At 68.8% G+C, this 24,919-nt stretch carries 22 protein-coding genes; 15 read left to right on the top strand and 7 right to left on the bottom strand.

The window, feature by feature from the left end:
• Positions 1-32 precede the first annotated feature (32 nt).
• The 8 genes from ftsW to lpxC all read left to right on the top strand — a co-directional run bounded on the left by ftsW (position 33) and on the right by lpxC (position 9,276).
• Complete coding sequence (gene ftsW / locus ACYBYQ_RS03330) at positions 33-1,226, top strand: putative lipid II flippase FtsW (protein WP_459616965.1); 1,194 nt, start codon at positions 33-35, stop codon at positions 1,224-1,226.
• Positions 1,223-2,296: an undecaprenyldiphospho-muramoylpentapeptide beta-N-acetylglucosaminyltransferase gene (murG, locus tag ACYBYQ_RS03335; protein WP_459616966.1), complete on the top strand. Its 1,074-nt coding sequence runs from the start codon at positions 1,223-1,225 to the stop codon at positions 2,294-2,296. Before ftsW ends, murG begins: the two co-directional genes overlap by 4 nt.
• On the top strand, positions 2,293-3,699 hold the full coding sequence (murC, locus tag ACYBYQ_RS03340; protein WP_459616967.1) for a UDP-N-acetylmuramate--L-alanine ligase: 1,407 nt from the start codon (positions 2,293-2,295) through the stop codon (positions 3,697-3,699). Before murG ends, murC begins: the two co-directional genes overlap by 4 nt.
• Positions 3,700-3,743: 44 nt before the next feature.
• The gene (locus tag ACYBYQ_RS03345) at positions 3,744-4,700 is read left to right on the top strand and encodes a D-alanine--D-alanine ligase (protein WP_459618697.1); all 957 of its coding nucleotides are present in this window, start codon (positions 3,744-3,746) and stop codon (positions 4,698-4,700) included.
• 12 nt (positions 4,701-4,712) lie between these two features.
• Positions 4,713-5,534: a cell division protein FtsQ/DivIB gene (locus ACYBYQ_RS03350; protein ID WP_459616968.1), complete on the top strand. Its 822-nt coding sequence runs from the start codon at positions 4,713-4,715 to the stop codon at positions 5,532-5,534.
• A gap of 4 nt (positions 5,535-5,538) precedes the next feature.
• A complete protein-coding gene (ftsA, locus tag ACYBYQ_RS03355; RefSeq protein WP_459616969.1) occupies positions 5,539-6,765 on the top strand; it encodes a cell division protein FtsA in 1,227 nt (408 codons plus the stop codon).
• A 184-nt stretch (positions 6,766-6,949) separates the two neighbouring features.
• Positions 6,950-8,122, top strand: coding sequence for a cell division protein FtsZ (gene ftsZ / locus ACYBYQ_RS03360; protein ID WP_459616970.1), 1,173 nt, complete (start codon positions 6,950-6,952; stop codon positions 8,120-8,122).
• Between the two features lie 230 nt (positions 8,123-8,352).
• Positions 8,353-9,276, top strand: a complete 924-nt coding sequence (lpxC, locus tag ACYBYQ_RS03365; RefSeq protein ID WP_459618698.1) for a UDP-3-O-acyl-N-acetylglucosamine deacetylase — start codon at positions 8,353-8,355, stop codon at positions 9,274-9,276.
• A 93-nt stretch (positions 9,277-9,369) separates the two neighbouring features.
• On the opposite strand, the gene ACYBYQ_RS03370 is transcribed toward lpxC, so the two are convergent.
• Positions 9,370-9,855 carry a DciA family protein gene (locus ACYBYQ_RS03370; RefSeq protein ID WP_459616971.1) on the bottom strand — a complete coding sequence of 162 codons (486 nt, stop codon included), beginning with the start codon at positions 9,853-9,855 and terminating at the stop codon, positions 9,370-9,372.
• Between the two features lie 43 nt (positions 9,856-9,898).
• On the opposite strand from ACYBYQ_RS03370, the gene ACYBYQ_RS03375 reads away from it, so the two are divergent.
• The 3 genes from ACYBYQ_RS03375 (at position 9,899) to ACYBYQ_RS03385 (ending at position 14,502) form a co-directional block, all read left to right on the top strand.
• Positions 9,899-10,876: a M23 family metallopeptidase gene (locus ACYBYQ_RS03375; protein WP_459618699.1), complete on the top strand. Its 978-nt coding sequence runs from the start codon at positions 9,899-9,901 to the stop codon at positions 10,874-10,876.
• Between the two features lie 148 nt (positions 10,877-11,024).
• Entirely contained in the window at positions 11,025-13,769 is a 2,745-nt protein-coding gene (secA, locus tag ACYBYQ_RS03380) for a preprotein translocase subunit SecA (RefSeq protein ID WP_459616972.1), read from the top strand.
• A gap of 13 nt (positions 13,770-13,782) precedes the next feature.
• On the top strand, positions 13,783-14,502 hold the full coding sequence (locus ACYBYQ_RS03385) for a VOC family protein (protein WP_459616973.1): 720 nt from the start codon (positions 13,783-13,785) through the stop codon (positions 14,500-14,502).
• Between the two features lie 39 nt (positions 14,503-14,541).
• Here ACYBYQ_RS03385 and ACYBYQ_RS03390 read toward each other — a convergent pair whose 3' ends face one another.
• A complete protein-coding gene (locus ACYBYQ_RS03390; protein WP_459616974.1) occupies positions 14,542-15,102 on the bottom strand; it encodes a cysteine dioxygenase family protein in 561 nt (186 codons plus the stop codon).
• Positions 15,103-15,245: 143 nt separating this feature from the next.
• Between ACYBYQ_RS03390 and ACYBYQ_RS03395 the strand changes: the two genes are divergently transcribed.
• Positions 15,246-16,502: a D-amino acid dehydrogenase gene (locus ACYBYQ_RS03395; protein WP_459616975.1), complete on the top strand. Its 1,257-nt coding sequence runs from the start codon at positions 15,246-15,248 to the stop codon at positions 16,500-16,502.
• Between the two features lie 10 nt (positions 16,503-16,512).
• The gene (locus tag ACYBYQ_RS03400; protein ID WP_459616976.1) at positions 16,513-16,971 is read left to right on the top strand and encodes an Lrp/AsnC family transcriptional regulator; all 459 of its coding nucleotides are present in this window, start codon (positions 16,513-16,515) and stop codon (positions 16,969-16,971) included.
• 19 nt (positions 16,972-16,990) lie between these two features.
• Here ACYBYQ_RS03400 and mgtE read toward each other — a convergent pair whose 3' ends face one another.
• From mgtE to ACYBYQ_RS03415, 3 genes are all read right to left on the bottom strand, one after another.
• Positions 16,991-18,445 carry a magnesium transporter gene (gene mgtE / locus ACYBYQ_RS03405; RefSeq protein ID WP_459616977.1) on the bottom strand — a complete coding sequence of 485 codons (1,455 nt, stop codon included), beginning with the start codon at positions 18,443-18,445 and terminating at the stop codon, positions 16,991-16,993.
• 10 nt (positions 18,446-18,455) lie between these two features.
• Positions 18,456-18,866 carry an acyl-CoA thioesterase gene (locus ACYBYQ_RS03410; RefSeq protein ID WP_459616978.1) on the bottom strand — a complete coding sequence of 137 codons (411 nt, stop codon included), beginning with the start codon at positions 18,864-18,866 and terminating at the stop codon, positions 18,456-18,458.
• Positions 18,867-18,931: 65 nt separating this feature from the next.
• Positions 18,932-19,978 carry a YeiH family protein gene (locus ACYBYQ_RS03415; RefSeq protein WP_459616979.1) on the bottom strand — a complete coding sequence of 349 codons (1,047 nt, stop codon included), beginning with the start codon at positions 19,976-19,978 and terminating at the stop codon, positions 18,932-18,934.
• A gap of 100 nt (positions 19,979-20,078) precedes the next feature.
• Here ACYBYQ_RS03415 and ACYBYQ_RS03420 point away from each other — a divergent pair, with 100 nt between their 5' ends.
• Positions 20,079-20,990, top strand: coding sequence for a LysR family transcriptional regulator (locus ACYBYQ_RS03420; protein WP_459616980.1), 912 nt, complete (start codon positions 20,079-20,081; stop codon positions 20,988-20,990).
• Positions 20,991-21,003: 13 nt separating this feature from the next.
• Here the strand turns inward: ACYBYQ_RS03420 and ACYBYQ_RS03425 are convergent, their stop codons facing one another.
• Positions 21,004-22,203, bottom strand: a complete 1,200-nt coding sequence (locus ACYBYQ_RS03425; RefSeq protein ID WP_459618700.1) for a M20 aminoacylase family protein — start codon at positions 22,201-22,203, stop codon at positions 21,004-21,006.
• A gap of 75 nt (positions 22,204-22,278) precedes the next feature.
• Between ACYBYQ_RS03425 and ACYBYQ_RS03430 the strand changes: the two genes are divergently transcribed.
• Positions 22,279-23,958 carry an AMP-binding protein gene (locus ACYBYQ_RS03430; protein WP_459616981.1) on the top strand — a complete coding sequence of 560 codons (1,680 nt, stop codon included), beginning with the start codon at positions 22,279-22,281 and terminating at the stop codon, positions 23,956-23,958.
• 12 nt (positions 23,959-23,970) lie between these two features.
• Here ACYBYQ_RS03430 and ACYBYQ_RS03435 read toward each other — a convergent pair whose 3' ends face one another.
• Entirely contained in the window at positions 23,971-24,858 is an 888-nt protein-coding gene (locus tag ACYBYQ_RS03435) for an inositol monophosphatase family protein (RefSeq protein ID WP_459616982.1), read from the bottom strand.
• Positions 24,859-24,919 lie beyond the last annotated feature (61 nt).

Here is a 24,919-nt window from a genome sequence, read left to right on the forward strand (position 1 = left end):
CGATTCCTCGGTAACGAGAAAGGTAGGGCTGCATGAGCCTGTTTGCCGAACTGACTGGCAGCGTCAACGCCGTGCGCCCCGGCCGCACCCGCATGCGCAATTTCGACATGCCGCTGGTCGTGGCCGCGACCACGTTGCTGCTGCTGGGCCTGCTGATGGTGTACTCGGCTTCGATCGCCCTGGCTGACGGCCCGCGCTACGCCTCCTATGGCCGCTACTATTTCATCCTGCGCCACGGCCTCTTCATCGGCACGGGGCTGTTGGCCGCCATGGTGGTAATCACGGTGCCGATCCGGGTCTGGCAGCGGCTGGCCGTGCCGCTGTTCGGCGTGGCGCTGGCGCTGCTCGTCGCCGTGCTGGTGCCGGGCATAGGCCGTGAGGTCAATGGCGCGCATCGGTGGATTCCGCTGGGCCCCATCAATTTCCAGCCGTCCGAGCTGATGAAGCTGGCTGCCGTGCTCTACGCCGCCGATTACACCGTGCGCAAGCAGGAGTTCATGCAGGCATTCGCCCGGGGCTTCCTTCCCATGGCATGCGCGCTGGGTTGCGTGGGCATGCTGCTGCTGCTCGAGCCCGACCTGGGCGCGTTCATGGTGATCGTGGCGATCGCCATCGGCATCCTGTTCCTCGGCGGCATCAATGGCAAGTACTTCAGCAGCCTGCTGTTGGTGCTGGTGGGCACCTTCCTCGTCCTCATCTGGGCTTCGCCCTGGCGCCGCGCGCGCCTGTTCGCCTATCTGGATCCCTGGAACGAGGCCAATGCCTACGGCAGCGCCTATCAACTGTCGCACTCCCTCATCGCCCTGGGCCGCGGCGAGTGGCTGGGCGTGGGCCTGGGCGCCAGCGTGGAAAAGCTGCACTATCTGCCGGAGGCGCACACCGACTTCCTGATGGCCGTGGTCGGCGAGGAACTCGGCTTCGTCGGCGTGCTGCTGGTGATCGGGCTGTTCGCGGTGGTGGTGCAGCGCGGCTTCGATATCGGCCGGCAGGCCATCGCCATGGAGCGCACCTTTGCCGGGCTGGCCGCGCATGGCGTGGCCATGTGGTTCGGCGTGCAGGCTTTCATCAACATGGGCGTGTGCCTCGGGCTGCTGCCCACCAAGGGGCTGACCCTGCCGCTGATGAGCTACGGCGGTTCGGGCATCGTCATGAACCTGTGCGCGCTCGCGCTGATGCTGCGGGTGGACATCGAGAACCGCGTGATGATGCGGGGAGGGCGGATATGAACGCGCCCACCGTGCTCATCATGGCTGGCGGCACCGGCGGACACATCATGCCCGGTCTGGCCGTGGCCGAGACGTTGCGCGCGCGCGGCTGGCGCGTGCTGTGGCTGGGCAATCCCGACAAAATGGAAGGGCGCCTGGTGCCGCCGCGCGGCTTCGAGCTGGTGGCGCTGCACTTCGAGGGAGTGCGCGGACGGGGCGCCAGGGCATTGCTGCGGCTGCCCCTGGTGCTTGCTCGTGCCTTGGTGCAGGCCTGGCGGCATCTCTCGGTGGTGCGGCCCGACGTCGTGCTCGGCATGGGCGGCTATGTCGCCTTTCCGGGCGGCGTGCTGGCGGCGCTGCGCGGCATTCCGCTGGTGGTGCACGAACAGAATGCGGTGGCAGGCACTTCCAATCGCTGGCTTGCCCGGCTGGCGCGCCGCGTGCTCAGCGGATTCCCGGGCGTCCTGCCGCGCGGCGAGGCGCTGGGCAATCCGGTGCGCGCCGACCTTTGCGCGCTGCCTGCTCCGGCAGAGCGCTACGCCGGCCGCAGCGGCCCGCTGCGCCTGCTCGTGGTGGGCGGCAGCCTGGGGGCGCAGGCGCTCAACGAGGCGCTGCCCAAGGCCATGGCCCTGCTCCCGGCCGGGCAGCGTCCGCTGGTGGTGCACCAGGCGGGCGAGCAGCATATCGCTGCGCTGGTCGAGGCCTACGCCGCGGCCGGCGTGCAGGCCGACTGCCGGGCCTTCATCGACGACATGGCGGGCGCCATGGCCGCGGCGGATCTCATGGTCTGCAGGGCGGGCGCCATGACGGTCGCCGAAGTGGCGGCGGCCGGCGTGGCGGCGCTGTTCGTGCCGTTCCCGCATGCCACCGACGATCACCAGACGGCGAACGCCCGGTACCTGAGCGCAGCCCAGGCCGCCTGGCTGCAGCCGCAGAACGCGCTCACTCCGCAGTGGCTCGCAGCCTGGCTGGGCGAGCGTACCCGTAACGAACTCCAGGCCGTCGCCGAACGTGCGCGCTCCCATGCGCGCCCGGACGCCGCGGCCCGCATTGCCGACGCCTGCGCTCAGGCAGCGGGGCGCCACACATGAAACATCGCATCAATCACATTCACTTCGTAGGCGTGGGCGGCTCGGGCATGAGCGGCATCGCCGAGGTCCTTCTGAACCTGGGCTACCGCATCAGCGGCTCGGACCTCAATGATTCGCCGGTGACACGACGCCTGGCCGGCCTGGGCATGCATGTGGCCATCGGGCACGACGCCGCCAATGTGGCCGGCGCGGACGCCATCGTCGTGTCCACGGCGGTGGCCGGGGACAACCCCGAAGTGCTGGCTGCCCGGGCGGCGCGCATACCCGTGGTGCCCCGTGCCGTGATGCTCACCGAGCTGATGCGCCTGAAGCGCGGCATCGCCGTGGCCGGCACGCACGGCAAGACCACCACGACCAGCCTGGTGGCCAGCGTGCTGGCCGCCGGCGGCCTGGACCCTACCTTCGTGATCGGCGGGCGGCTCAATTCCGCCGGCGCCAACGCACAGCTGGGCCAGGGGGAATTCATCGTGGTCGAGGCCGACGAGTCCGACGCGTCGTTCCTCAACCTGCTGCCCGTGATGGCGATCGTCACCAACATCGATGCCGACCACATGGACACGTACGGCCATGACGTGGCACGGCTCAAGAGCGCCTTCATCGAGTTCACCCAGCGGCTGCCGTTCTACGGCAGCGCCATCCTGTGCGTGGACGATGCCAATGTGCGCGAGATCATGCCGCTGGTGTCGCGCCCGATCACGACCTACGGTCTGAGTCCCGAAGCCCAGATCCGCGCCCAGGATGTGCGCGCCGACGGCACCCGCATGCATTTCTCGGTGCTTCGACGCGACCGCGACCTCGAGCTGCCCACGCTGCAGGTCGAGCTGAACCTGCCCGGGCTGCACAATGTGCGCAATGCCCTTGCCGCGATTGCCGTGGCCTCCGAGCTGGGCGTGGACGACACGGCCATCTGCGAGGCGCTGGCGGCGTTCAAGGGCGTGGGGCGGCGCTTCACGCAGTGGGGCGACATCGCGGTGCCGGCCGAACATGGCGGCGGAAGCTTCACGCTGGTCGACGACTATGGCCACCATCCTGCGGAGATGGCTGCCACGCTGGAAGCCGCCCGCGGCGCCTGGCCGACCCGGCGCATCGTGCTGGCATTCCAGCCGCACCGCTATACCCGCACGCGCGACTGCTTCGAGGACTTCGTGCGGGTGCTGGGCATGGCCGACGCCGTCCTGCTCACCGAAGTCTATGCGGCCGGCGAGGCGCCGCTGGTCGCCGCCGACGGCCGCTCGCTGGCCCGCGCGCTGCGCGTCGCCGGCAAGGTGGAGCCCGTATTCGTGGACGACGTGGCCGAGTTGCCCCAGGCCGTGCGTGACTTCGCGCGCGACGGCGACGTCGTCATCGTGATGGGCGCCGGTTCGATCAGCCGTGTGCCGGCCCAGCTGGGAGAGCGGACATGAGCCCGAAGAGCAAGGAAGACGGCGCCCGGCGCCAGGTGGACAACATGACTCAATCCCATGATTTCGGCCGGGTCGGCGTGCTGTACGGCGGCCGCTCCGCGGAGCGCGAGGTATCGCTGATGTCCGGCCGCGGCGTGCACGAGGCGCTGTGCAGCGTCGGGGTGGATGCCCACCTGTTCGACACCGGCACCCAGAGCCTGGCCGAGCTGGCCCAGGCAGGCTTCGACCGGGTGTTCATCGCGCTGCATGGCCGCTATGGCGAGGACGGCACCATACAGGGCGCCCTGGAACTGCTGGGTATCCCGTATACCGGCAGCGGCCCCATGGCCTCCAGCCTCGCCATGGACAAGGTCATGACCAAGCGCGTCTGGCTGCAGCACGGCCTGCCCACGCCTGCCTTCGAAGTGCTCGATGCCGGCTCGGAGCTGCGCACCGTGCCCGACCGGCTGGGCCTGCCGCTGATCCTCAAGCCGCCGCACGAGGGCTCCACGGTGGGCATCACCAAGGTGGCGGGCTATTCCGACATGAAGCAGGGCTATGCCGATGCGGCGCGCTACGACAGCAGCGTGCTGGCGGAACAGTTCATCGCCGGCCGCGAGCTCACCGTTGCCGTGCTCGGCACGGGCGCGGCCGCGCGTGCCCTGCCGGTGATCGAGATCGTCGCGCCCGGCGGCAACTACGACTACGAGCACAAGTACTTCTCGGACGAGACCCAGTACTTCTGCCCCGCCGACATCCCGCCGGCGGTGGCCGAGGAAGTGGGGCGCATCGCCGAGCAGGCCTACCGCGCCCTGGGTTGCGAAGGCTGGGGGCGGGCCGACTTCATCCTGGATGGGCAGGGGCGGCCGTGGCTGCTGGAAATGAATACTTCGCCGGGCATGACCAGCCATTCGCTGGTGCCCATGGCCGCGCGCGCCGTGGGCATGAGCTATGCCGAATTGTGCGTGGCCATCCTGGCCGAGGCTTCGTGCAAAGTGCACAGCCCGGCCCGGCAGGACTGACAGGAAGGAGCCGTGTGGAACGACGCCCGCACCATCAACCTGATCGCCAACACGCTGGCCGTGCTGGCGGTTGCGGTCATGCTCGCCTGCGGCGTGGCCTGGGTCGCGCAGCGTCCGTACTTCACGCTGACGTCGATCGAGCTCGAGCCCGTCCCGGACAGCACGTTGCACTATGTGTCGACCGCATCCGTGCGCTCGGCCATCGTCGGCCGCTTCAAGGGCAACTTCTTCACCGTGGACCTGGACCAGGCGCGCGAGGTCTTCGAGTCGGTGCCATGGGTGCGGCATGCCACCGTACGGCGCATCTGGCCGAACACGCTGCGGGTGCGCATCGAGGAACAGCAGCCCCTGGCGCGCTGGAACGAGAACCAGATGATCAATACCTGGGGCGAGGCGTTCACGGCCAACCTGGGCGAACTGGACGACGAGACGGCCCTGCCGCATTTTGCCGGGCCGGAAGGCACGGAGAGCCTGGTCGTGCAGCGCTATGCGGAGCTGGCACGCTGGTTCGCGCCATTGAACATGCACGTCACGGAACTGGCGCTGAGCCCGCGCTACGCATGGCGGGCCACCCTGTCGAGCGGCGTCACGCTGGAGCTGGGGCGCGACCCGGGGGCGGATGCTCCCGATCCGCACGGCTTGCCCGGTGCGCTGCCCTTTGCCGCGCGCATCCAGCGCTTCGTCCAGGCCTGGCCCGTGGTGGCGAGCCGGCTCGAGGGCCGCTCGATCACGCAGGCGGACCTGCGCTACCCGAACGGTTTCGCGCTCGCCCTGGCACCCCTGCCGGACGAGCACCAATCCACACCCAAGACAAAACCATCCAAAAGACGCTAACGCCATGACCCGTGACATCAAGGACCTCATCGTCGCCCTGGACATCGGCACCAGCAAAGTGGTGGCGGTCGTGGCGGAAATCCTGCCCGAAGGACGCTTCGAAGTGCTCGGCCTGGGCCAGCACGAATCGCGCGGCATGCGCAAAGGGGTGGTGGTCAACATCGAGACCACGGTCAACTCCATCCAGCGCGCGCTCGAGGAAGCCGAGCTGATGGCCGACTGCAAGATCCGCGACGTCTACACCGGCATCGCGGGCAGCCACATCCGCAGCTTCAACTCCAGCGGCATGGTGGCCGTGAAGGACAAGGAAGTCACCGCGACCGACGTGGCGCGCGTGATCGAGACCGCCAAGGCGGTGAACATCCCGACCGACCAGCAGGTGCTGCACGTGCTGACCCAGGAGTTCATCGTCGACGGCCAGGAGGACATCCGCGAGCCGATCGGCATGAGCGGCCTGCGCCTGGAGGTGCGGGTGCACATCGTCACCGGCGCGGTCAGCGCGGCGCAGAACATCATCAAGTGCGTGCGCCGCTGCGGCCTGGAAGTGCAGGACCTGATCCTGCAGCCCCTGGCCTCCAGCCTGGCCTGCCTGACCGCGGACGAGAAGGAGCTGGGCGTGGTGCTGGTGGACATCGGCGGCGGCACGACCGACGTGGCCATCTTCACCGGCGGCGCCATCCGCCACACGGCGGTGATTCCCATCGCCGGCGACCAGATCACCAACGATATCGCCGCCATGCTGCGCACGCCCACGCCGGATGCCGAGGAGATCAAGCTGCGCTACGGCGTGGCCAAGCAGATCCTGGCGCGTCCGGACGAGGCCGTCGAAGTGCCGGGCCTGGGCGACCGCGGGCCGCGCCAGGTCAAGCGCCAGGCCCTCGGCGCCGTGATCGAGCCGCGCGTGGAGGAGCTCTTCGGCCTGGTGCAGCAAGTGGTGCGCGACTCGGGCTACGAAGATCTGCTGGCTTCCGGCGTGGTGCTGACCGGCGGCACCGCGCAGCTGCCCGGCATGGTGGAACTGGCTGAGGATGTGTTCCTCAAACCGGTGCGCGTGGCCGTACCCGAATACGAAGGCAGCCTCGCCGACGTGATGCGCAACCCGCGTTTCTCGACAGTGATGGGCCTGTTGCAGGAAGCCCGCATGCAGCGCGTGCGGGGCCGCAAGGTCGCGGCGCAGACGGGCAGCTTCAAGACGCTGCTGGCGCGCATGAAGGAGTGGTTCATGAATTGAGTTGTGCGGTATCGGGCCCCAGGGCCCGGGACCGGGTCTGCGCCACGGCATGCCGCGGCATGGGCCGAATGAGGCGTCTCAAATCCGGTGCGGATCCCGCGATCGGCACCTGCTTTGAGGCGATTCACAAAATAGGATGTTGGGGAATTTTTGTGATTTGCAAATCGGACTTGAGGGAGTCACCATGATGAACTTTGAAATGCTCGAGAACAACACCAAAGGGACCGTGATCAAGGTCGTGGGTGTTGGAGGCGCCGGCGGCAACGCCGTCGCCCACATGATCCGCAGCGGTGTCAGCGGCGTGGATTTCATCTGCGCCAATACCGATGCCCAGGCACTGGCCGCGACCAACGCGCCGGTGCAGATCCGCCTCGGCCGCACGGGCCTGGGCGCCGGCGCCAAGCCCGAACAGGGCCGCGCCGCCGCCGAAACCGCGCGCGAGGAGATCCGTGCGGCCCTCACCGGCGCGCACATGGTGTTCATCACCGCAGGCATGGGTGGCGGCACCGGCACGGGCGCCGGTCCGGTCGTGGCCGAAGTGGCCAAGGAACTGGGCATCCTGACCGTGGGCGTGGTCACCAAACCCTTCAGCTTCGAGGGCAACAAGCGCCTGAAGATGGCCGAGGACGGCATCGCCGAACTCGGCAAGCACGTGCACTCGCTCATCGTGGTCCTCAACGAGAACCTCTATGAGCTGATGGACGAGGACGCCACGCAGGAAGACTGCTTCAAGTCGGCCGACGACATCCTGCACAACGCCTGCGCAGGCATCGCCGAGATCATCAACGTCGAGGGCAACGTCAACGTCGACTTCGAAGACGTGAAGACCATCATGGGCGAGCAGGGCCAGGCCATGATGGGCACGGCGACCGCCAGCGGCGCCGACCGCGCCCGCGTCGCGGCCGAGAAGGCGATCGCGTGCCCGCTGCTCGAGGGCGTGGACCTCAACGGCGCACGCGGCGTGCTGGTCAACATCACCGCCAGCCGCTCGCTCAAGATGCGCGAGACCCGCGAAATCATGGAAACGATCCGCAGCTACGCTTCGGACGACGCCACCGTGATCTTCGGCACGGCCTACGACGAGTCGATGGGCGAGAACCTGCGCGTGACCGTGGTTGCCACCGGCCTCGGCCGGGCCTCGTCGCGGCCGCAGCTGGTGCAGGACGTCACCGAAGTGCTGCGTACCGGCACCGACAACATGCCGATGGGCGGGCAGGGCGGCGACTACCGCAACCTGGACATGCCGTCCGTGATGCGCAACCCGCGCAGCAACGCGTCGGCCCAGGTGCGCGCCCTGGAAAGCTCCGGCATGGACCACTTCGACATCCCGGCCTTCCTGCGCAAGCAGGCCGACTGACGACTGTCGCATGCGGGCCCTGACGGGCCCGCCACTCCCTCAGCTTCGGCCCGCCGTTCCCCGCGGCGGGCCGAGGGCGGAGCGGCTGTTGTAACGCAGTGAAATGGGGACACACCCTTGAGGCAGGGCAGCTGCATGGCGGCAATACCCTGCCCGGGTTACAATATTGTCATCGCACCGGCCTCAAGGGCATGGATCTGCCCCGAGCGCCCGCATTCATCGTATCCGTCATGTTCCGACAGCGCAGCATTCAGAATCTCGTCCGCACGACAGGCGTCGGCGTCCATTCCGGGCGGCGGGTCGAGCTCACGCTGCGGCCTGCCGAAGCCAACACCGGCATCGTATTCCATCGCATCGATCTGCCCCAGGTGGTGGATCTCCCGGCGCGCGCCGACGCGGTCGGCGACACCCGCATGGCGTCGGTGCTGCAGCAGGGCAACGTGCGCGTGTCCACCGTCGAGCACCTGATGTCGGCGCTGGCCGGCTTGGGCATCGACAACCTGCACGTCGACCTCACTGCCGAAGAAGTGCCCATCATGGACGGCAGCGCGGCAACCTTCGTATACCTGCTGCGTTCGGCCGGGATCGTCGAGCAAAACGCGCCCAAACGCTTCATCCGCGTGCGCAAGCCGGTTGAAGTGCGTGAAGGCGAGGGCCGCAATGCCAAGTGGGCCCGGCTCGAGCCCCACGAGGGCTTCGCCCTGGCATTCTCCATCGATTTCCGCCATCCCGCCATCGACGCCACGGCCAACTTCGCCGAGATCGATTTCGCCACGCATTCGTACGTCAGCGAGATCGCGCGCGCGCGCACCTTCGGCTTCGTCAACGAGGTCGAAACCCTGCGCTCCATGGGCCTGGCGCGCGGCGGCAGCCTGGACAACGCCATCGTGATGGACGAGTACCGGGTGCTCAACAGCGACGGCCTGCGCTACGACGACGAGTTCGTCAAGCACAAGATCCTCGACGCCATCGGCGATCTTTACCTCCTGGGCAAGCCGCTGGTGGCCCGCTACGTGGCGTCCAAGTCCGGGCATGGCCTGAACAACCAGCTGGCGCGCGCGCTGCTGGCCCAGCAGGACGCCTGGGAACTGGTCAGCTACGAATCGCAGGCGGAGGCACCGCAGGCCTTCCGCCACGAGTGGAAGCTGGCCTGAGCTGAAATCCCCCGCAGCGCCGGCGTTCTGTCCGGCGCGGCAGCACGATGCATCGGCCGCCTCGGGGCGGCCGATCCCGTTCATGGCTTCACGTCAGGTCTTGTGGTGCGCCAGCAGGCGGGCGATGGCGTCGGCCAGCGGGCCGGGGCGCACATGGCCATGCAGCTGCTCGAAGGCCTGCAGCGCCGTTTCGCCCAGCGGCTGGGCTGTCTTGGGCGGGCGGGGCTGTTTTGCCCCGGGGCGCGGCATGCCGGCTTGAACCTTAACGCTGATTTCGTTAAGGTTCCAGCCTTGGGCGGCGAGTGCCTGTGCAATGCGCGGTGCCATCTGCCGCAGCTTGGCAGCGTGAGCAGGGGCCGGTACGGCCAGCTGCAAGCGCTGGTTCTCCATACGGGCAACCACGCATACGCCGGCAAGGCCCGGGGGCAGCAGCGCAGCCACTGCGTGCTGCACCTGCAGGTGCAGGCGGGCCGTGGCCAGCACGCCGGCGCCGCGCGCGTCGTGTCCCAGCCAGCCCAGCGCGGTTTCGCCGGTCCGGCCGGCCTTGGTTCGCGGGCGGGATGGGGCAGTACGGTTCATGCCGGCTCAGACAACAGGATGTAGACCCTTGAAAATCGTGATTATGCACGCCCGTGGCGGGCGAGACGGACATCTTACCCTGGGGGGTGTGCGTCTGGCCGCCCTGATGGGCGGCGTCCTGCTGATCGCCACCCTGTTCGGCGCGGCCCTGCAACGCTATTTCACCCCGGTCGTGCCCGTATCCTATGCCGTCGACTGGCCGTCCTATGCCCGCGAGGTGCATCCCGAGCGCGATGCGGCCTTCCTGCGCGAGAACGTCAACCTGCTGGCCGCCAAGGTGGGCACGCTGCAGGCCAAGCTGGTGAGCATCGATGGCCTGGGCCGCCGCGTGGCCCAGATCGCGGGAGTGGCCTACACCGATCCGGAGCTGGCCAACGAAATGCACGGCGTGCCCGACGAGGCCACGCACGTCATGGACGACCTCTTCACCGACCGCCAGCCGCCTTCGCCCGAGTCCGCCGAGGCGCTGGGACGCCAGCTCGATGAGATCCAGGAGCGCATGCTGCGCCAGGCCGACAACCTGAAGATGCTCGACGCCGCGCTCACGCGCCGCTCGGCCGACCAGGCCCGCCTGCCGACGGCCATGCCGGTGGGCGAGGACTACCCCTACCTCAGTTCGTCCTATGGCTGGCGCCGCAATCCGGTCACCGGCCGCTACGCCATGCACGAGGGCCTGGATTTCGCCGCGCCCACGGGCACCGCCATACGCGCGGCCTCGGGCGGGGTGGTGCTGGAAGCCAAGTACCAGTCGGGCTACGGCAACATGATCGAGATCGACCATGGCGACGGCCTCATCACGCGCTATGCCCATGCGTCCAGCCTCTTGGTCAAGCCCGGGGAACTGGTCGAGCGCGGCCAGGAGATCGCGCGCGTGGGCTCCACCGGCCGCTCCACGGGGGCGCACCTGCATTTCGAGGTCCGCCTGGCCGGCCAGCCCCTGGACCCGCGTCTGTTCCTCGGTGCGCCGCAGAAGGCGCCGCCGGCCGTGGCGGCAGTACCGTCCCCGCCGCCCGCCCACTGACGGCCGCAGCCGCGTCACGCGGCTGCCGTCCAGGTGCGTTAAACTGGTTCGTTTCCTGGCGGCGTCCCTGCCTGCCCAATCGCCTAACCAAATCGAATCACGGACGACGGCCATAGCCGGCCGGGCGCCCGTTTCGCCACCGACACGCATGGTCTCTCTGCTCAAAAAACTCATAGGCAGCCGCAACGACCGGTTGCTCAAGCAGTACCGCAAGCTGGTCAACCAGATCAACGGCCTGGAGCCGCAGGTCGCGGCGCTATCTGACGAGGCGCTGGCCGCCAAGACGCAGGAGTTCCGTTCGCGGCTCGACCAGGGAGCCACTCTCGACGACCTGCTGCCCGAGGCCTTTGCCGTGGTGCGCGAAGCGGGCAAGCGGGTGTTCGGCATGCGCCACTTCGACGTGCAGATGCTGGGCGGCATCGCGCTGCACAACGGCAAGATCGCCGAAATGCGCACCGGCGAGGGCAAGACCCTCATGGCCACGCTGCCGGTGTACCTGAACGCGCTCGCCGGCAAGGGCGTGCACGTGGTCACGGTGAACGACTACCTGGCGCGCCGCGATGCCGAATGGATGGGCAGGCTGTACCGCTTCCTGGGCATGAGCACGGGCGTGGTCGTGCCCCAGCAGACCAACGAAGAGAAGATCGCCTCCTACCGGGCCGACATCACCTACGGCACCAACAACGAGTTCGGGTTCGACTACCTGCGCGACAACATGGAGTACCGCATCGAGGACCGGCGCCAGCGCGGGCTCTCGTACGCCATCGTCGACGAGGTCGACTCCATCCTGATCGACGAGGCGCGCACGCCGCTGATCATCTCCGGCCAGGCCGAAGACCACACCGAGCTGTACGTGCGCATGAACACCGTGCCGCCGCTGCTCAAGCGCATGGCCAGCGAGCCCAAGCCGCACGAGCCCGAGCCCGAGGGCGACTACTGGGTCGACGAGAAGAGCCAGCAGGTCTACCTGTCGGAAGCCGGCCACGAACATGCCGAGTCCATCCTGGGACGGGTGGGGCTGCTGCCCGAGGGCGAGTCGCTCTACGACCCGCGCCACATCGCGCTGATGCATCACCTGATGGTGGCGCTGCGCGCCCATACGCTGTTCTTCCGCGACCAGCAGTACGTGGTGCAGGACGGCGAGGTCATCATCGTCGACGAGTTCACCGGCCGCCTGATGGTGGGCCGCCGCTGGTCCGACGGCCTGCACCAGGCGGTCGAGGCCAAGGAAGGCGTGAAGATCCAGCACGAGAACCAGACGCTGGCTTCCATCACCTTCCAGAACTACTTCCGCATGTACGACAAGCTGTCGGGCATGACGGGCACGGCCGATACCGAGGCATACGAGTTCCAGGAGATCTACGGCCTGGAAACCGTGCTGATCCCCACCAACAAGCCCATGGTCCGCAAGGATCAGAACGACCAGGTCTTCAAGACGGCGACCGAAAAGTACAACGCCATCCTCGAGGACATCCGTGACTGCCACCAGCGCGGCCAGCCGGTGCTGGTGGGCACCACCAGCATCGAGAACTCCGAGCTGCTGTCGGGGCTGCTCACCAAGGCCAAGCTGCCGCACGAGGTGCTCAACGCCAAGCAGCACGCGCGTGAAGCCGAGATCGTGGCCGAGGCCGGGAAGCCCGGGCACATCACCATCGCCACCAACATGGCGGGCCGCGGCACCGACATCGTGCTGGGCGGCAGCATCGACAAGCAGATCGACCTGATCCGCGCCGACGCCAGCCTGGACGAGGCCGGCAAGGCCGCGCGCATCGAGAAGGTGCGCGCCGAATGGAAGCCGCTGAACGAACAGGTGAAGGCGGCGGGCGGCCTGCGCATCATCGGCACCGAGCGCCATGAGTCGCGCCGCATCGACAACCAGTTGCGCGGCCGCGCCGGCCGCCAGGGCGACCCGGGCTCGTCGCGCTTCTACCTCTCGCTCGAGGATCCGCTCATGCGCATCTTCGCGGGCGACCGGGTGCGCGCCATCATGGAGCGCCTGAAACTGCCGGAAGGCGAGCCCATCGAGGCCGGGATGGTGACGCGCTCGATCGAGACCGCGCAGCGCAAGGTCGAAGGCCGCAACTTCGACATCCGCAAGCAGCTGCTCGAATACGACGACGTGGCCAACGACCAGCGCAAGGTGCTCTATGCGCAGCGCAACGAGGTGCTGGAATCCACCACCATCGGCACCACGGTCGAGAACCTCATCGATGCCGCCGTCACCGAACTGTTCCGCAGCCATGTGCCGGCCGAATCGGTCGAGGAACAATGGGACGTGGCCGGGCTCGAGGCAGCCCTGGCGGCCGACTGGCAGCTGGCGCTGCCCTTGACCGACATGCTGGAAAAAGAGCCCGACCTCACCGACGAGGACCTGCTCGAGCGCGTGCGCGAGGCGGCGCGGGCCACCTACCAGGGCAAGGTCGCGCTGGTGGGGGCGGAGTCGTGGTCGCAGTTCGAGCGTTCCATCATGCTGCAGGCCATCGACACGCACTGGCGCGAACACCTGTCGGCGCTGGATTACCTGCGCCAGGGCATCCACCTGCGCGGCTATGCGCAGAAGAATCCCAAGCAGGAATACAAGCGCGAGGCCTTCGAGCTGTTCTCGGGCATGCTCGACCGCATACGCAACGACGTGGTGCGCGTGCTCCTTACCGTACGCGTGCAGTCGCCCGAGCAGGTGGAGCAGGCCGCCGAGGCCGAGACGGCCCAGTCCCACGTGCAGAACGTGCAGTATCACCATTCGGACTACGACGAGGCGCTCGCCGGCCAGGACCAGGCCGCGCCGCCGCCCCAGCAGCCGGCGCGCAATGCCATGCCCAAGGTCGGCCGCAACGACCCCTGCCCGTGCGGCAGCGGCAAGAAGTACAAGCACTGCCACGGGCAACTCGCCTGAACCGGGGGCTCCCATGCTGCACGCCGTAGGCCGCACCGAATTCGACCACGCCGTCGTCATGGTGCGCGATCGCCTCGATGAGCTGGCGCCGCATTTCGAGCGCCAGGGCTTCGTGCTCAGCGAGAAGTCGGTGCACAACCTCGGTTCGTGCAATCGCCTGATCGCCCTCGAGAGCACCTATATCGAGCTGTTGGGGTGGCCGCCCGGCGCGCCGCCCGCGCGCAAGGAGATCGCCGACTCGCCGTTCGGCCTGGAGGCCCTGGTGTTCCGCACCTACGACGCGGAGGCCACCTACCAGCGCTTGCGCGCAGCGGGCTTTGCCGTCAACCCGGTGCAGGAACTCACCCGCCCGGCCCGGCTGGGCGACCAGACCGTGCAGGCGCGCTTCCATACGGTACGTTTCGCGGAACAGCCGATTCCCGGGATCCGCATGTATTTCTGCCGGCACCTCACGCCCGAGTGCGTATGGATGCCCGAGCTGATGGCGCATCCCAACGGCGCGCGGCGCATCCTGCGCATCGACGCGCGCGCCGCCCAGGCGCAGGCCGTGGCCGAGCGCCTGGCGCAGGTCGTGGACGTGCCGGCCGCCGCGGCGGCCGGCGGCTGGGACCTCCCCCTGGGCAACCTGCGGCTGCACATTGCCCAGGACGACGCAGCCGTCGTCCCGGCGCTCGCCACGCTCACGCTCGAGAACCGCGACGGCGCCCACTACACGCTGGACACGGGCCTCTAGGGCCCGCCGGCGCCCCGGCCGCACGGGCCTTAGGCCGGTTCAGCCGGCGCTGGCCACCAGGTGGTTGACGCCGGTGGCGATGTCGGCGCCCGCCACGCCGTAGATGTGCAGCGAGATCGCCACCTCCGGGCCGGCATTGCCGAGCCGGTGTATCTGGCGCAGGCCCGGCGTTGCCGTGACGATGTCGCCCGGCCGTCGCACCGCCTGGCCGCAGGGCGTGGCCTGTGCCTGGCCGGGATCCCAGCGGTAGTGGGTCTCGGAGAGGACACCCTGCAATACCCGGTAGGTGCACCACGTCTTGTGGCCGTGCACGGGGCTGAACTGCCCTGGGCGCCATACCAGGTACATGATGCTGTAGCTGCCATGCGGGTCGGCATAGGCCAGGTGCCGCTGATAGCCCTCGGGCGAGCCCTTGCGCAAATCCTCCGGGAGGGCCGCCAGCAGCTCGCCGGCGCCGGCCACGCTGGCGCCGACATCGCGCAGGAGCGCGCGCGCGGCCCCGGCCTGGGCTTGCTCGACGCCGGTGCAGAGCTGCTGCAGCAGGGGGTCGGCGGGCGTGGTGGACGAGAGGGACGGCATGGTGAGGCCTGGAGTCTGCATGCCCTTCATCCTAGCGGCCGTGCCGCGGAATGCCTTTGCCAATTCGCGCGCGGCGGATGCGGGTATTGGAAAAATTTTTCTGGCGGCGCTGCGTCATAATGCCCGATTGCAATGACGATGCGCAGAACAGAGGGGATCCCCACATGAAGGTGATGGTGCTGGGCGCCGGCGTGGCCGGCATGGCCGCGGCGTACTACCTGTGGCGCGACGGGCACGAGGTAACGGTGCTCGAGCGGCGCGAGGCGGCCGCCCTGGAAACCAGCTATGGCAATGCCGGCGGGCTGTGTCCGGGGTTCGCGGGGCCGTGGGCCGCGCCCGGCATGATACGCAAGGTGCTGCGCATGTCGCTGCAGCGCCAGGCGCCGATCCGTTTCTCGTTCTGGCCCGAGCCACGCAAGCTGGCCTGGCTGGCGCGCTGGATCGGCGAGTGCGATGCGGAACATTTCCGCGTGAACAAGCTGCGCATGCAGCGCGTGGCCCACTACAGCCAGGCCTGCCTGCGCGACATCGTGGCCGCAGGGCTGCCTCTGGACTTCGATTTCCACCAGGATGGCACGCTGCAGCTCTTTCGCAGCGAGGCAGACCTCAAGGCGGTTCCGAACATCACGCGCGCGCTGGACGAATTCGAGGTGCCCTGGCGCTACGTGCCGGGCGACGAGGTCGCGGCGCTGGAACCGGCGCTGGCGCAGTCGCGGGCCGGCGTGGCCGGAGCCCTGTACCTGCCCACCGACGCCTCGGGCGACAGCCACCGCTTCGCCCAGGGCATGGCAGCCTACCTGTCGGCCCAGGGCGTGGCCATGCGCTATGGCGTGCGCATCGCCGGGCTGCTGCATCAGGGCGGAGCCGTCAGCGGCGTGCGCACCGACGCCGGCGTGCTGCAGGCCGATGCCTACGTCGTGGCGCTCGGCGGGCAGTCGCCCGCGCTGCTGCGGCCGCTGGGCCTGCGGCTGCCCATCTATCCGCTCAAGGGCTACTCCATCACTGCGCAGATCCAGGAGCCGGCGCTCGCGCCGCGCACCGCCCTCATGGACGAGTACAACAAGGTCATGATCTCGCGCCTGGGCGATCGCCTGCGCGTGGCGGGAATGGCGGAACTGCGCGGCCACGACCTGCGCATCGACCCGGCCCGCGTTGCCTTCCTCACTGCGGTCGCGCGCGAATGGTTCCCGCAAGGCATCGCATTCGACCAGGCGCAGGGCTGGACCGGGCTGCGCCCCATGACGCCGGACGGCCCGGCCATCCTGGGCGCCACCCCCTACCGCAATCTCTACCTGGATTGCGGCCATGGCTCCAATGGCTGGACGCAGGCCTGCGGAACCGGCAAGATCGTGGCGGACATCGTCGCGGGCCGCAAGCCCGAGATCGACATGGAAGGCCTCACCGCCGACCGCTACGCCTGAGGACGCCGCCGTGGACCAGACGGACCTGAAGATACTCAGCCTGCTGCAAAAGGACGCCACGCGCTCGGTGGCCGAGATCGCCGAGCAGGTGAACCTTTCGGTGACCCCGTGCTGGCGCCGCATCCAGAAGCTCAAGGAAGACGGCGTCATCACCCGCCAGACGGTGCTGCTGGACCCCCAGGCCCTGGGATTCAACCTCACGGTGTTCGTATCCATCAAGACCAGCCAGCACAACGCCAAATGGACGCAGGGGCTGGTCGCCGCGGTCACCGCCTTGCCCAATGTGGTGGAGTTCCACCGCATGGCGGGCGACATCGACTACCTGCTCAAGGTGGTCGTGGAAGACATGGCGGCCTACGACCGGTTCTATCGGCGCCTGATCGAGACGGTGGACCTGCTGGACGTAAGCGCCAGCTTCTCGATGGAAGTCATCAAGAGCACCACGGAGCTGCCGCTGGGGCCGGGCTGAGGCGGCGGGCGCGGCCGCGCTACAGCAGGAAGACCGTGGCCAGCCCCAGGAAGATGAAGAAGCCCAGCGAGTCGGTGGCGAAGGTGAGCAGCACCGACGAGCCGATGGCCGGATCCTTGCCGAAGCGCGCGCGCAGCATGGGCACCAGCACGCCCACGCCGGCCCCCACCAGCATGTTGCAGATCATCGCGGCCATCATGACAACCGCGATGGCGAAGGAGCCGGAGATCACCCAGGCGAAGGCGGCGGCCACCACGCTGCCGCACAGGCCCACCATGAGGGTGACCAGCATCTCGCGCTTGACCAGCTGCCACAGGTTGCGACCGGTGATGCGGCCCATGGCGAGGGCGCGGATGATCATGGTCATGGTCTGGTTGCCCGAGTTGCCGCCGATGCCGGCGACGATGGACATCAGAAAGGCCAGGACCACGATGTGGCTCACGGTGTCTTCGAAGCGCGAGGCCACGAAGGAGGCGGTGGCCGCGGTGCACAGGTTGAACAGCAGCCACGGCGCGCGGTTGCGCAGCGCCTTCACCACCGGCGAGAAGATGTCTTCTTCCTGCAGGCCGGCGCGCGAGAGCTGCTGCTCCTGCGAGTCTTCGCGCATCACGTCCACCACGTCGGCGATGGTGACGCGGCCGATGAGGCGGCCCTGGTCGTCGGTGACGGGCGCGGATACGAGGTCGTAGCGCTCGAAGGCGCCGGCGGCGTCGGCGTCGGAATCGAGCGGGCCCAGCGCGAGGAAGTCGGTGAGCATCACTTCCTTCACCTCGGTGTCGGGCTCGCTGACCAGCAGGGTGGCGATGGGCAGCACGCCTTGCAGCTTGTCCTGGCGGTCTACGACGAAGACCTGATCGGTGTGGTCGGGCAGCTCGTGCAGGCGGCGCAGGTAGCGCAGCACCACCTCGAGCGTGACGTCCTCGCGCACCCGGACCATCTCGAAGTCCATGATGGCGCCGACGCTGTCCTCGGGATAGCCCATGGCCTCGAGCAACTGCGCGCGCTCTTCCTCGGTGAGCCCCTTCTGCACCTCGGCCACCACGTCGGGCGGCAGGTCGGGCGCCAGGTCGGCCAGCTCGTCCGCGTCCATGTTGCCGGTGGCCGCGACGAGGTCCTGGCGGTCCATGGCCTCGATGAGCGACTCGCGCACCCAGTCTTCGACCTCGAGCAGCACGTCGGCGTCGTGTTCGGCACTGACCAGGCGCCAGACCGTCTGGCGCTCGTCCTTGGGGAGCGATTCCAGGATGAAGGCGATATCGGCCGGATGCAGGCCGTCGACCAGGGACTTGAGCTCCGCCTCGTGCTGGCGGTGCACCAGGTCTTCCACGAGCGTGGCCTTGGCGTCTCCCTGTTCCTGGCGATGCACCAGGTCTTCGACCAGCTGCTGGCGACGCAGACATTCCTGCACCGCCGCCAGCGCGTGCTGGGCATCTTCGGGATCGAGGCGGCGGGGCGAGGCTGCGGGTTGAGTCATGCGCGGGGAGTCAAAGCTTGGGAAGGGGACGGCTGCGGCGGGCCTCGTCGGTGGCCACGTAGGTGAGGGTGGCCTCCGTTACCTTGACGACTTCGGCGTCGAGCCGCTGGCGCTCGGCATAGACCTCCACCGATACCGTGATGGACGTGGTGCCGGTCTTGGTGATGGTGGCATAGAAACTGAGCAGGTCGCCGACGAATACCGGCTGCTTGAACTGGAAGGCATTCACCGCCACGGTGGCGACGCGCCCGGCTGCGCGCCGCGCGGCCGGAATCGAGCCCGCGATGTCGACCTGGGCCATGATCCAGCCGCCGAAGACGTCGCCATGGATGTTCGCGTCGGCCGGCATGGGCATGACCCGCAGCACGGGATCGCGGCCCGTGGGCAGGCTGGTGAACACGGATGGATTGGAAGATGCCATGCGACCGGCTCCGGATGGGGAACCGGTCGATTATGCAGGAAAAACGTGGCCGCGTCGTAAGCGCTTCAGGCTGCCAGCTTGACCAGTGCGTAGCCGCCGAAGAGCAGCCAGGCATAGAGCACCAGCCCCAGCACGAGTACGCGCGGCCCCGCCTTGCGGATCTGGGCGAAACGCGTCTCGATGCCCAGCGCAGTCATGGCCATGGTGAGCAGGAATACGTCGAGGCGGCGCACTGCGTCGATGAAGTCCTGGGGGAGGATGTGCAGCGAGTTGACGATGGCCAGCGCCAGGAAGCCCACGGCGAACCAGGGCACGGGCAGCCTGGCCGCGGGCCCGGCGCCTTCGTCGGCGCTGGCGCGGCTGCGCAGCCACAGGCCCAGCACCAGCAGCACCGGCACCAGCAGCGCCACGCGGGTCATCTTGACGATGGTGGCCACTTCGGTGGTGGCCGGGTCGATGTTGCTGGCGGCGCCCACCACCTGTGCCACCTCGTGCACCGTGCCGCCGATGTAGATGCCCAGCGCCTGGGTGTCGAAGTGCAGCCAGCCCGCGTGGTAGAGCACCGGATACAGGAACATGGACAGCGTGCCGAACAGCACCACCGTGGCCACGGCGACCGCGCTCTTGTGGGGGGCGGCGCGCAGCGTGGGTTCGAAGGCCAGCACGGCGGCGGCGCCGCAGATGGCGCTGCCGGCGGAGGTGAGCATGGCCGTGTCGCGGTCCAGGCCGAGCAGCCGCTGGCCCACCACGGTGCCCAGCAGCAGCGTCCCGACCACCACCGCCACGGAGACGGCGAGCCCCGGCAGGCCCACTGCCGCGATCTGCTGGATGCTGATGTTCAGGCCGTAGAAGGCCACGGCGATGCGCAGCAGCCTGCGGGCGGTGAAATTGACGCCTGCGCTCCAGTCGGCCGGCATGGTGCCGCGCAGAAAGTTGCCATAAAGCATGCCGCAGACGATGCCTACCACCAGCGGAGAGAATCCCAGCTGGCGGATGGCGGGCAGGTCGGCCAGCTGCACGACGGCCGTGGCCATCAGGCCGACGAAGAGAATGCCGTTGAGCTTGTCCCGCCATGCGGCGGCAGGGGATGCGGGGAGCGCCGTGGTGTTCATGTATGCATAACCAAATAACTTGCGGAAATAATAATCCTCCGCTTGTTATCTGAAAAATTTTGGTTTTTGATATCAGATATCGGAAATCTGGATATCTACCATGACGCCGGACCAACTGCTCACCTTCGCCTGCGTGGCCGATACCGGCAACATCAGCCGCGCCGCGACCCAGCTGCACCTCTCGCAACCTGCCGTGTCGGGGCAACTGCGCGCGCTGCAGGACTGGTTCGGCGAGCCTCTCTACCATCGCAAGGGGCAGGGCGTGGCGCTCACTGCGGCCGGCGAGCGCCTCGCCGAGCAGGCGCGGCAACTGCGCCAGGTGTATCTGCGCGCGCAGGCGGTGCGGGAGGCGTGGCGCGGGCTGGAGGCCGGCAGACTGCGCCTGGGCGCGAGCACCACGCCGGCCAGCTACCTCCTGCCCGCCCTGGTGGCGGATTTCCGGCGGCGCCACCCCGCCGTCGGACTGCATCTGTCGGACGGCAACACCCTGCAGATCGTGGAGAGGCTGCCGGCCCTGGACCTGGCTTTCATCGAGGGCGATGTGCCGGGCGGCCTGCCTCCGGATACGGCGGTGCATCCATGGCGCCAGGACGAGGTGGTGGCCATCGTGCGCGCCGACCACCCCCTGGCGGCTCCGGCCGAAGCCAGCCTGGCCGAGCTGGCGGCCTGGCCGCTGGTGATGCGCGAGCCCGGGTCGGGCGTGCGCCGGCTGGTGGAGCGGGCGTTCGAAGGCGCGGGCCTGGCGCCGGCGGTGGGTCTGGAGCTGGCCGGGGTCGAGGGCGTGAAGCAGGCGGTGCGCGCCGGGCTGGGGGTGGGCTTCGTGTCGATCATGTCGATGCGCCACGAGGACGGCACGCTGGCGGCGGTGCGGCTGCAGCCGGGCCGGCTGACCCGCACGCTGAGCATCCTGGTGCCGCATGCCGATGCCGCTGCGCGGGCCGCGCAGCGCTTCCTGGAAACCTGCCTGGCGCTGCCCGGGACCTTGCCGGCAGCGGGCGCCGGGGGCGGCTGACGCGCCTGGCGGATCAGCGGGGGCGGGCCAGCCATTGCCGCGCCAGCTCCACCCAGTAGGTGGCGCCCAGCGGCAGCAGCTCGTCGTTGAAGTCGTAGCTGCCGTTGTGCAGCATGCACGGGCCGGCGCCGTGGCCGGCGTCGCGGTGGCTGCCCGTGCCGTTGCCCAGCCAGACGTAGCAGCCGGGGGTGGCCTGAAGCATGAAGGCGAAGTCTTCGGCGCCCATGGAGGGCTGCACGTGATCGTCGAGATTGTCCGGTCCCACGATGCCGCGGATCACCTCGGCGCAGAACGCGGCTTCGGCGGCGTGGTTGATGGTGGGCGGGTAATTGCGCTGGAAGTCGAACTCCATGTGGCAGTCCAGCGCGGCGCAGGTATGGCGGGCGATCTCTTCCATGCGCCGCTCGATCAGGTCCAGGGTTTCCAGGGTGAACGTGCGCACCGTGCCGCGCAGCTCGGCGTCGCCGGGCACCACGTTGTCGGCGCTGCCGGCGTGGATCTGGGTGATGCTGAGCACCGCCGCGTCGAGCGGATTGCGATTGCGCGTGATGATGGTCTGCAGCGACTGGGCCAGCTGCACCGCCGTCATCACGGGATCCACGCCCAGGTGCGGCATGCCCGCATGGCTGCCCTTGCCCTGGATGCGGATGCTGAACTCGTTGCTCGAGGCCATGATGGGCCCCGCCGTGAGCGCGAACCGGCCGGCAGGCAGCCCCGGCCAGTTGTGCATGCCGAAGACGGCCTCCATGGGGAAGCGCTCGAAGAGCCCGGCCTCGATCATGCGCTGGGCGCCGCCGCCGGCTTCCTCGGCCGGCTGGAAGATCACGTAGACGGTGCCGGCGAAATCGCGGTGCGACGCCAGGTAGCGCGCCGCGCCCAGCAGCATGGCGGTGTGGCCGTCATGGCCGCAGCCGTGCATCTTGCCCGGCACGCGGCTGGCATGCGCAAAGGTGTTCACTTCCTGCATGGGCAGGGCATCCATGTCGGCGCGCAGGCCCACTGTGCCGCTTCCGGGCTGGCTGCCCCGGATGACGCCGACCACGCCGGTGCCGGCGAGGCCGCGGTGGACTTCGACGCCCCATGCCTCCAGGCGGCCTGCGACCAGGTCGGCGGTGCGGAATTCCTCGAAGGCCAGTTCGGGATGGGTGTGGATGTCCCGGCGCAGGGCGGCGATTTCCTGTTGCCAGGCGACGATGGGTTCGAGGAGCTTCATGGCGATGGGGGCAGGCTGGGATGGGTGGATCAAGCGTATCATCAATCAAAACATCCAATAATGGAGACAAACGCCATGCAGCGTCCGTGGCTTGCCCACTATCCGCCGGGCGTGCCTGCCGAGATATCGCTGGACGGCCATGCCTGCCTCACCGACCTGCTGGGCCAGGCCTGCCGGCGGCATGCCGGGCGCATTGCCTGCACCGCCATGGGCGTGGACATCCGCTACGCCGCCATCGATGCGCACGCCCGTGCCTTCGCGGCCTGGCTGCAGCGCCGCGGCCTGAAGCCGGGCGCGCGCGTCGCGCTGATGCTGCCCAACGTGCCGGCCTACCTCGTCGCGCTGCTGGGAACGCTGCGCGCAGGCCTGGTGGTGGTGAACGTGAATCCCTTGTCGCAAGCCGCCGAGCTCGAGCGCCAGCTGCTGGACTGCGGCGCCGAGGCCATCGTGATCCTGGAGAATTTCGCGCATACGCTGCAGCAGGTCCCGGCGCGCGCCGTTCCCCGGCACATCGTGGTCAGCGGGCCGGGCGATCTGCTGGGCCCGGCGCGGTCATGGCTGGTGAACCTGGCCGCGCGCCACCTGAAGCGCGTGGTGCCGCCATGGCGGCTGGACGGCGCGCAGCGGCTGGAGCAGGTGCTGCGCGAGTGCGCGCGCGCTGCGCATGCCCCCGTGCCCAGGGGCCACGACGACCTGGCCGTGCTGCAGTACACCGGCGGCACCACCGGCACGCCCAAGGGCGCGATGCTGTCGCACGGCAACCTGATCGCCAACGTGCTGCAGACCGAGGCCGTGGCGGCCCCCGCATTGCGCGACCTCCAAGGCCAACCGCTCACGATACTGGGGGCGCTGCCGCTCTACCATGTCTTTGCCATGACGGTCTGCGGCCTCTATGCCATGCATGCCGGCATGCGCAACCTGCTCGTCATCAACCCGCGCGACCAGGCTGCGCTGATCGCGGCCTGGCGCCGCACGCCGGTGAACATCTTTCCCGGCGTGAACACCCTGTTCAATGCGCTGGCCCACAATCCCGATTTCGCGCGCCTGGATTTCTCGGGCCTGCGGCTCACGCTGGGCGGCGGCATGGCGGTGCAGCCGCATGTGGCCGAACGCTGGCTGGCCCTGACCGGGCGGCCGCTGATCGAAGGCTACGGCCTGTCCGAGACCTCGCCGGTGGCCACGGTGAATCCCACCGATGCCACGGCGTATTCGGGTTCGATCGGCCTGCCCGTGCCGTCGACCGACCTGGCCATCCTGGACGACGCGGGCCGGGCGCTGCCCCAAGGCGAACGCGGCGAGATCGGCATACGTGGCCCCCAGGTGATGCTGGGCTACTGGAACCGTCCGGACGAAACCCGTGCAGCCATGACGGCCGACGGCTTCTTCCGCACGGGCGACATCGGGATCATGGACGAGCGCGGCTATACCCGCATCGTCGACCGCAAGAAAGACATGATCGCCGTCTCGGGCTTCAAGGTGTATCCGAACGAGGTGGAGGCCGTGCTTGCGGCCCATCCGGGGGTGCTGGAGTGCGCCGTGGTCGGCGTGCCCGACGCGCATTCCGGCGAGGCGGTGCAGGCCTATGTGGTGAGAAAGGACGGCGGCCTCACCGAGGCCGACTTGCTGCAGTGGTGCCACGACAGGCTGGCCGGCTACAAGCGGCCGCGCACGGTGGTGTTCCGCGAGGAACTGCCCAAGACCAGCGTGGGCAAGATACTGCGCCGGGCCCTGCGCGGGGATGCGGCGCCGGTGTGATGCCCCGGCGGGCTATTCGGCGGGTTCCGCCGGCGGCCGCAGGTGCGGTTCCACCATGGCCTGCAGCGCCGCGTGCACGCCGCGGTTGCCGGCCACCACGTTGCCGTCCACGGGCCAGGGCGACCTGCGGTACATGTCGGTGCAGACGCCGCCGGCTTCGCGCAGGATGACGGTGCCCGCGGCCACGTCCCAGGGTGCCAGGCCCATTTCCCAGTAGCCGTCGTAGCGGCCGCAGGCCGTCCAGGCCAGGTCCAGGGCGGCCGCGCCCATCCTGCGCACCCCGCGGGTGCGGTTGATGGCGTCGTCCAGCATGGGCATGTACTGGTCTGCGAAGGAGAAGTCGCGGAAGGGCAGGCCGGTGGCGAGCACGGCGTCGTCGAGGCCGGTGGTGCGCGAGCACGAGATGCGCCTGCCATTGAGCCAGGCGCCGATCCCGTATACGGCGGTGTACAGTTCTTCGCGGCTGGGGTCGTAGACCACGCCCACGACGGGGGTGTCCTGCTCGGGCGATTCGCCGCCGCGCAGCCTGGCGCCGGCGTGCGCCACCAGGGCGATGGAAACCGCGTAGTGCGGGATGCCGTGCAGGAAATTGGTGGTGCCGTCGAGCGGGTCGATGTACCAGGTGGCCACGCCTTGCGGCTTGCCGCCGGTTTCTTCGGCGACAATGCCGAAGTCCGGCGTGCGTGAGCGCAGCACTTCGAGGATGGCGGCTTCCGCCTCGCGGTCGGCCTGCGATACCAGGTCGTTGCGGGCCTTGCGGTCGATCACGAGGTCGGCGCGATGGTGCGCATAGGATTGCAGGACGGCTGCGCCGGCATGCGCGGCGCATACGGCAACGTCGATGGCGGCGGCGAGGTCCAGCGCGCCGCCGGTGGCGGGGCGGGTATCGGTCGTAGACATGACCCGAGTGTAAGCCCATGCGCGCGCGCCGCCCTGCAACATGGACGATTCGAGCCTCCTG

The organism is Bordetella sp. 2513F2, assembly GCF_054642735.1.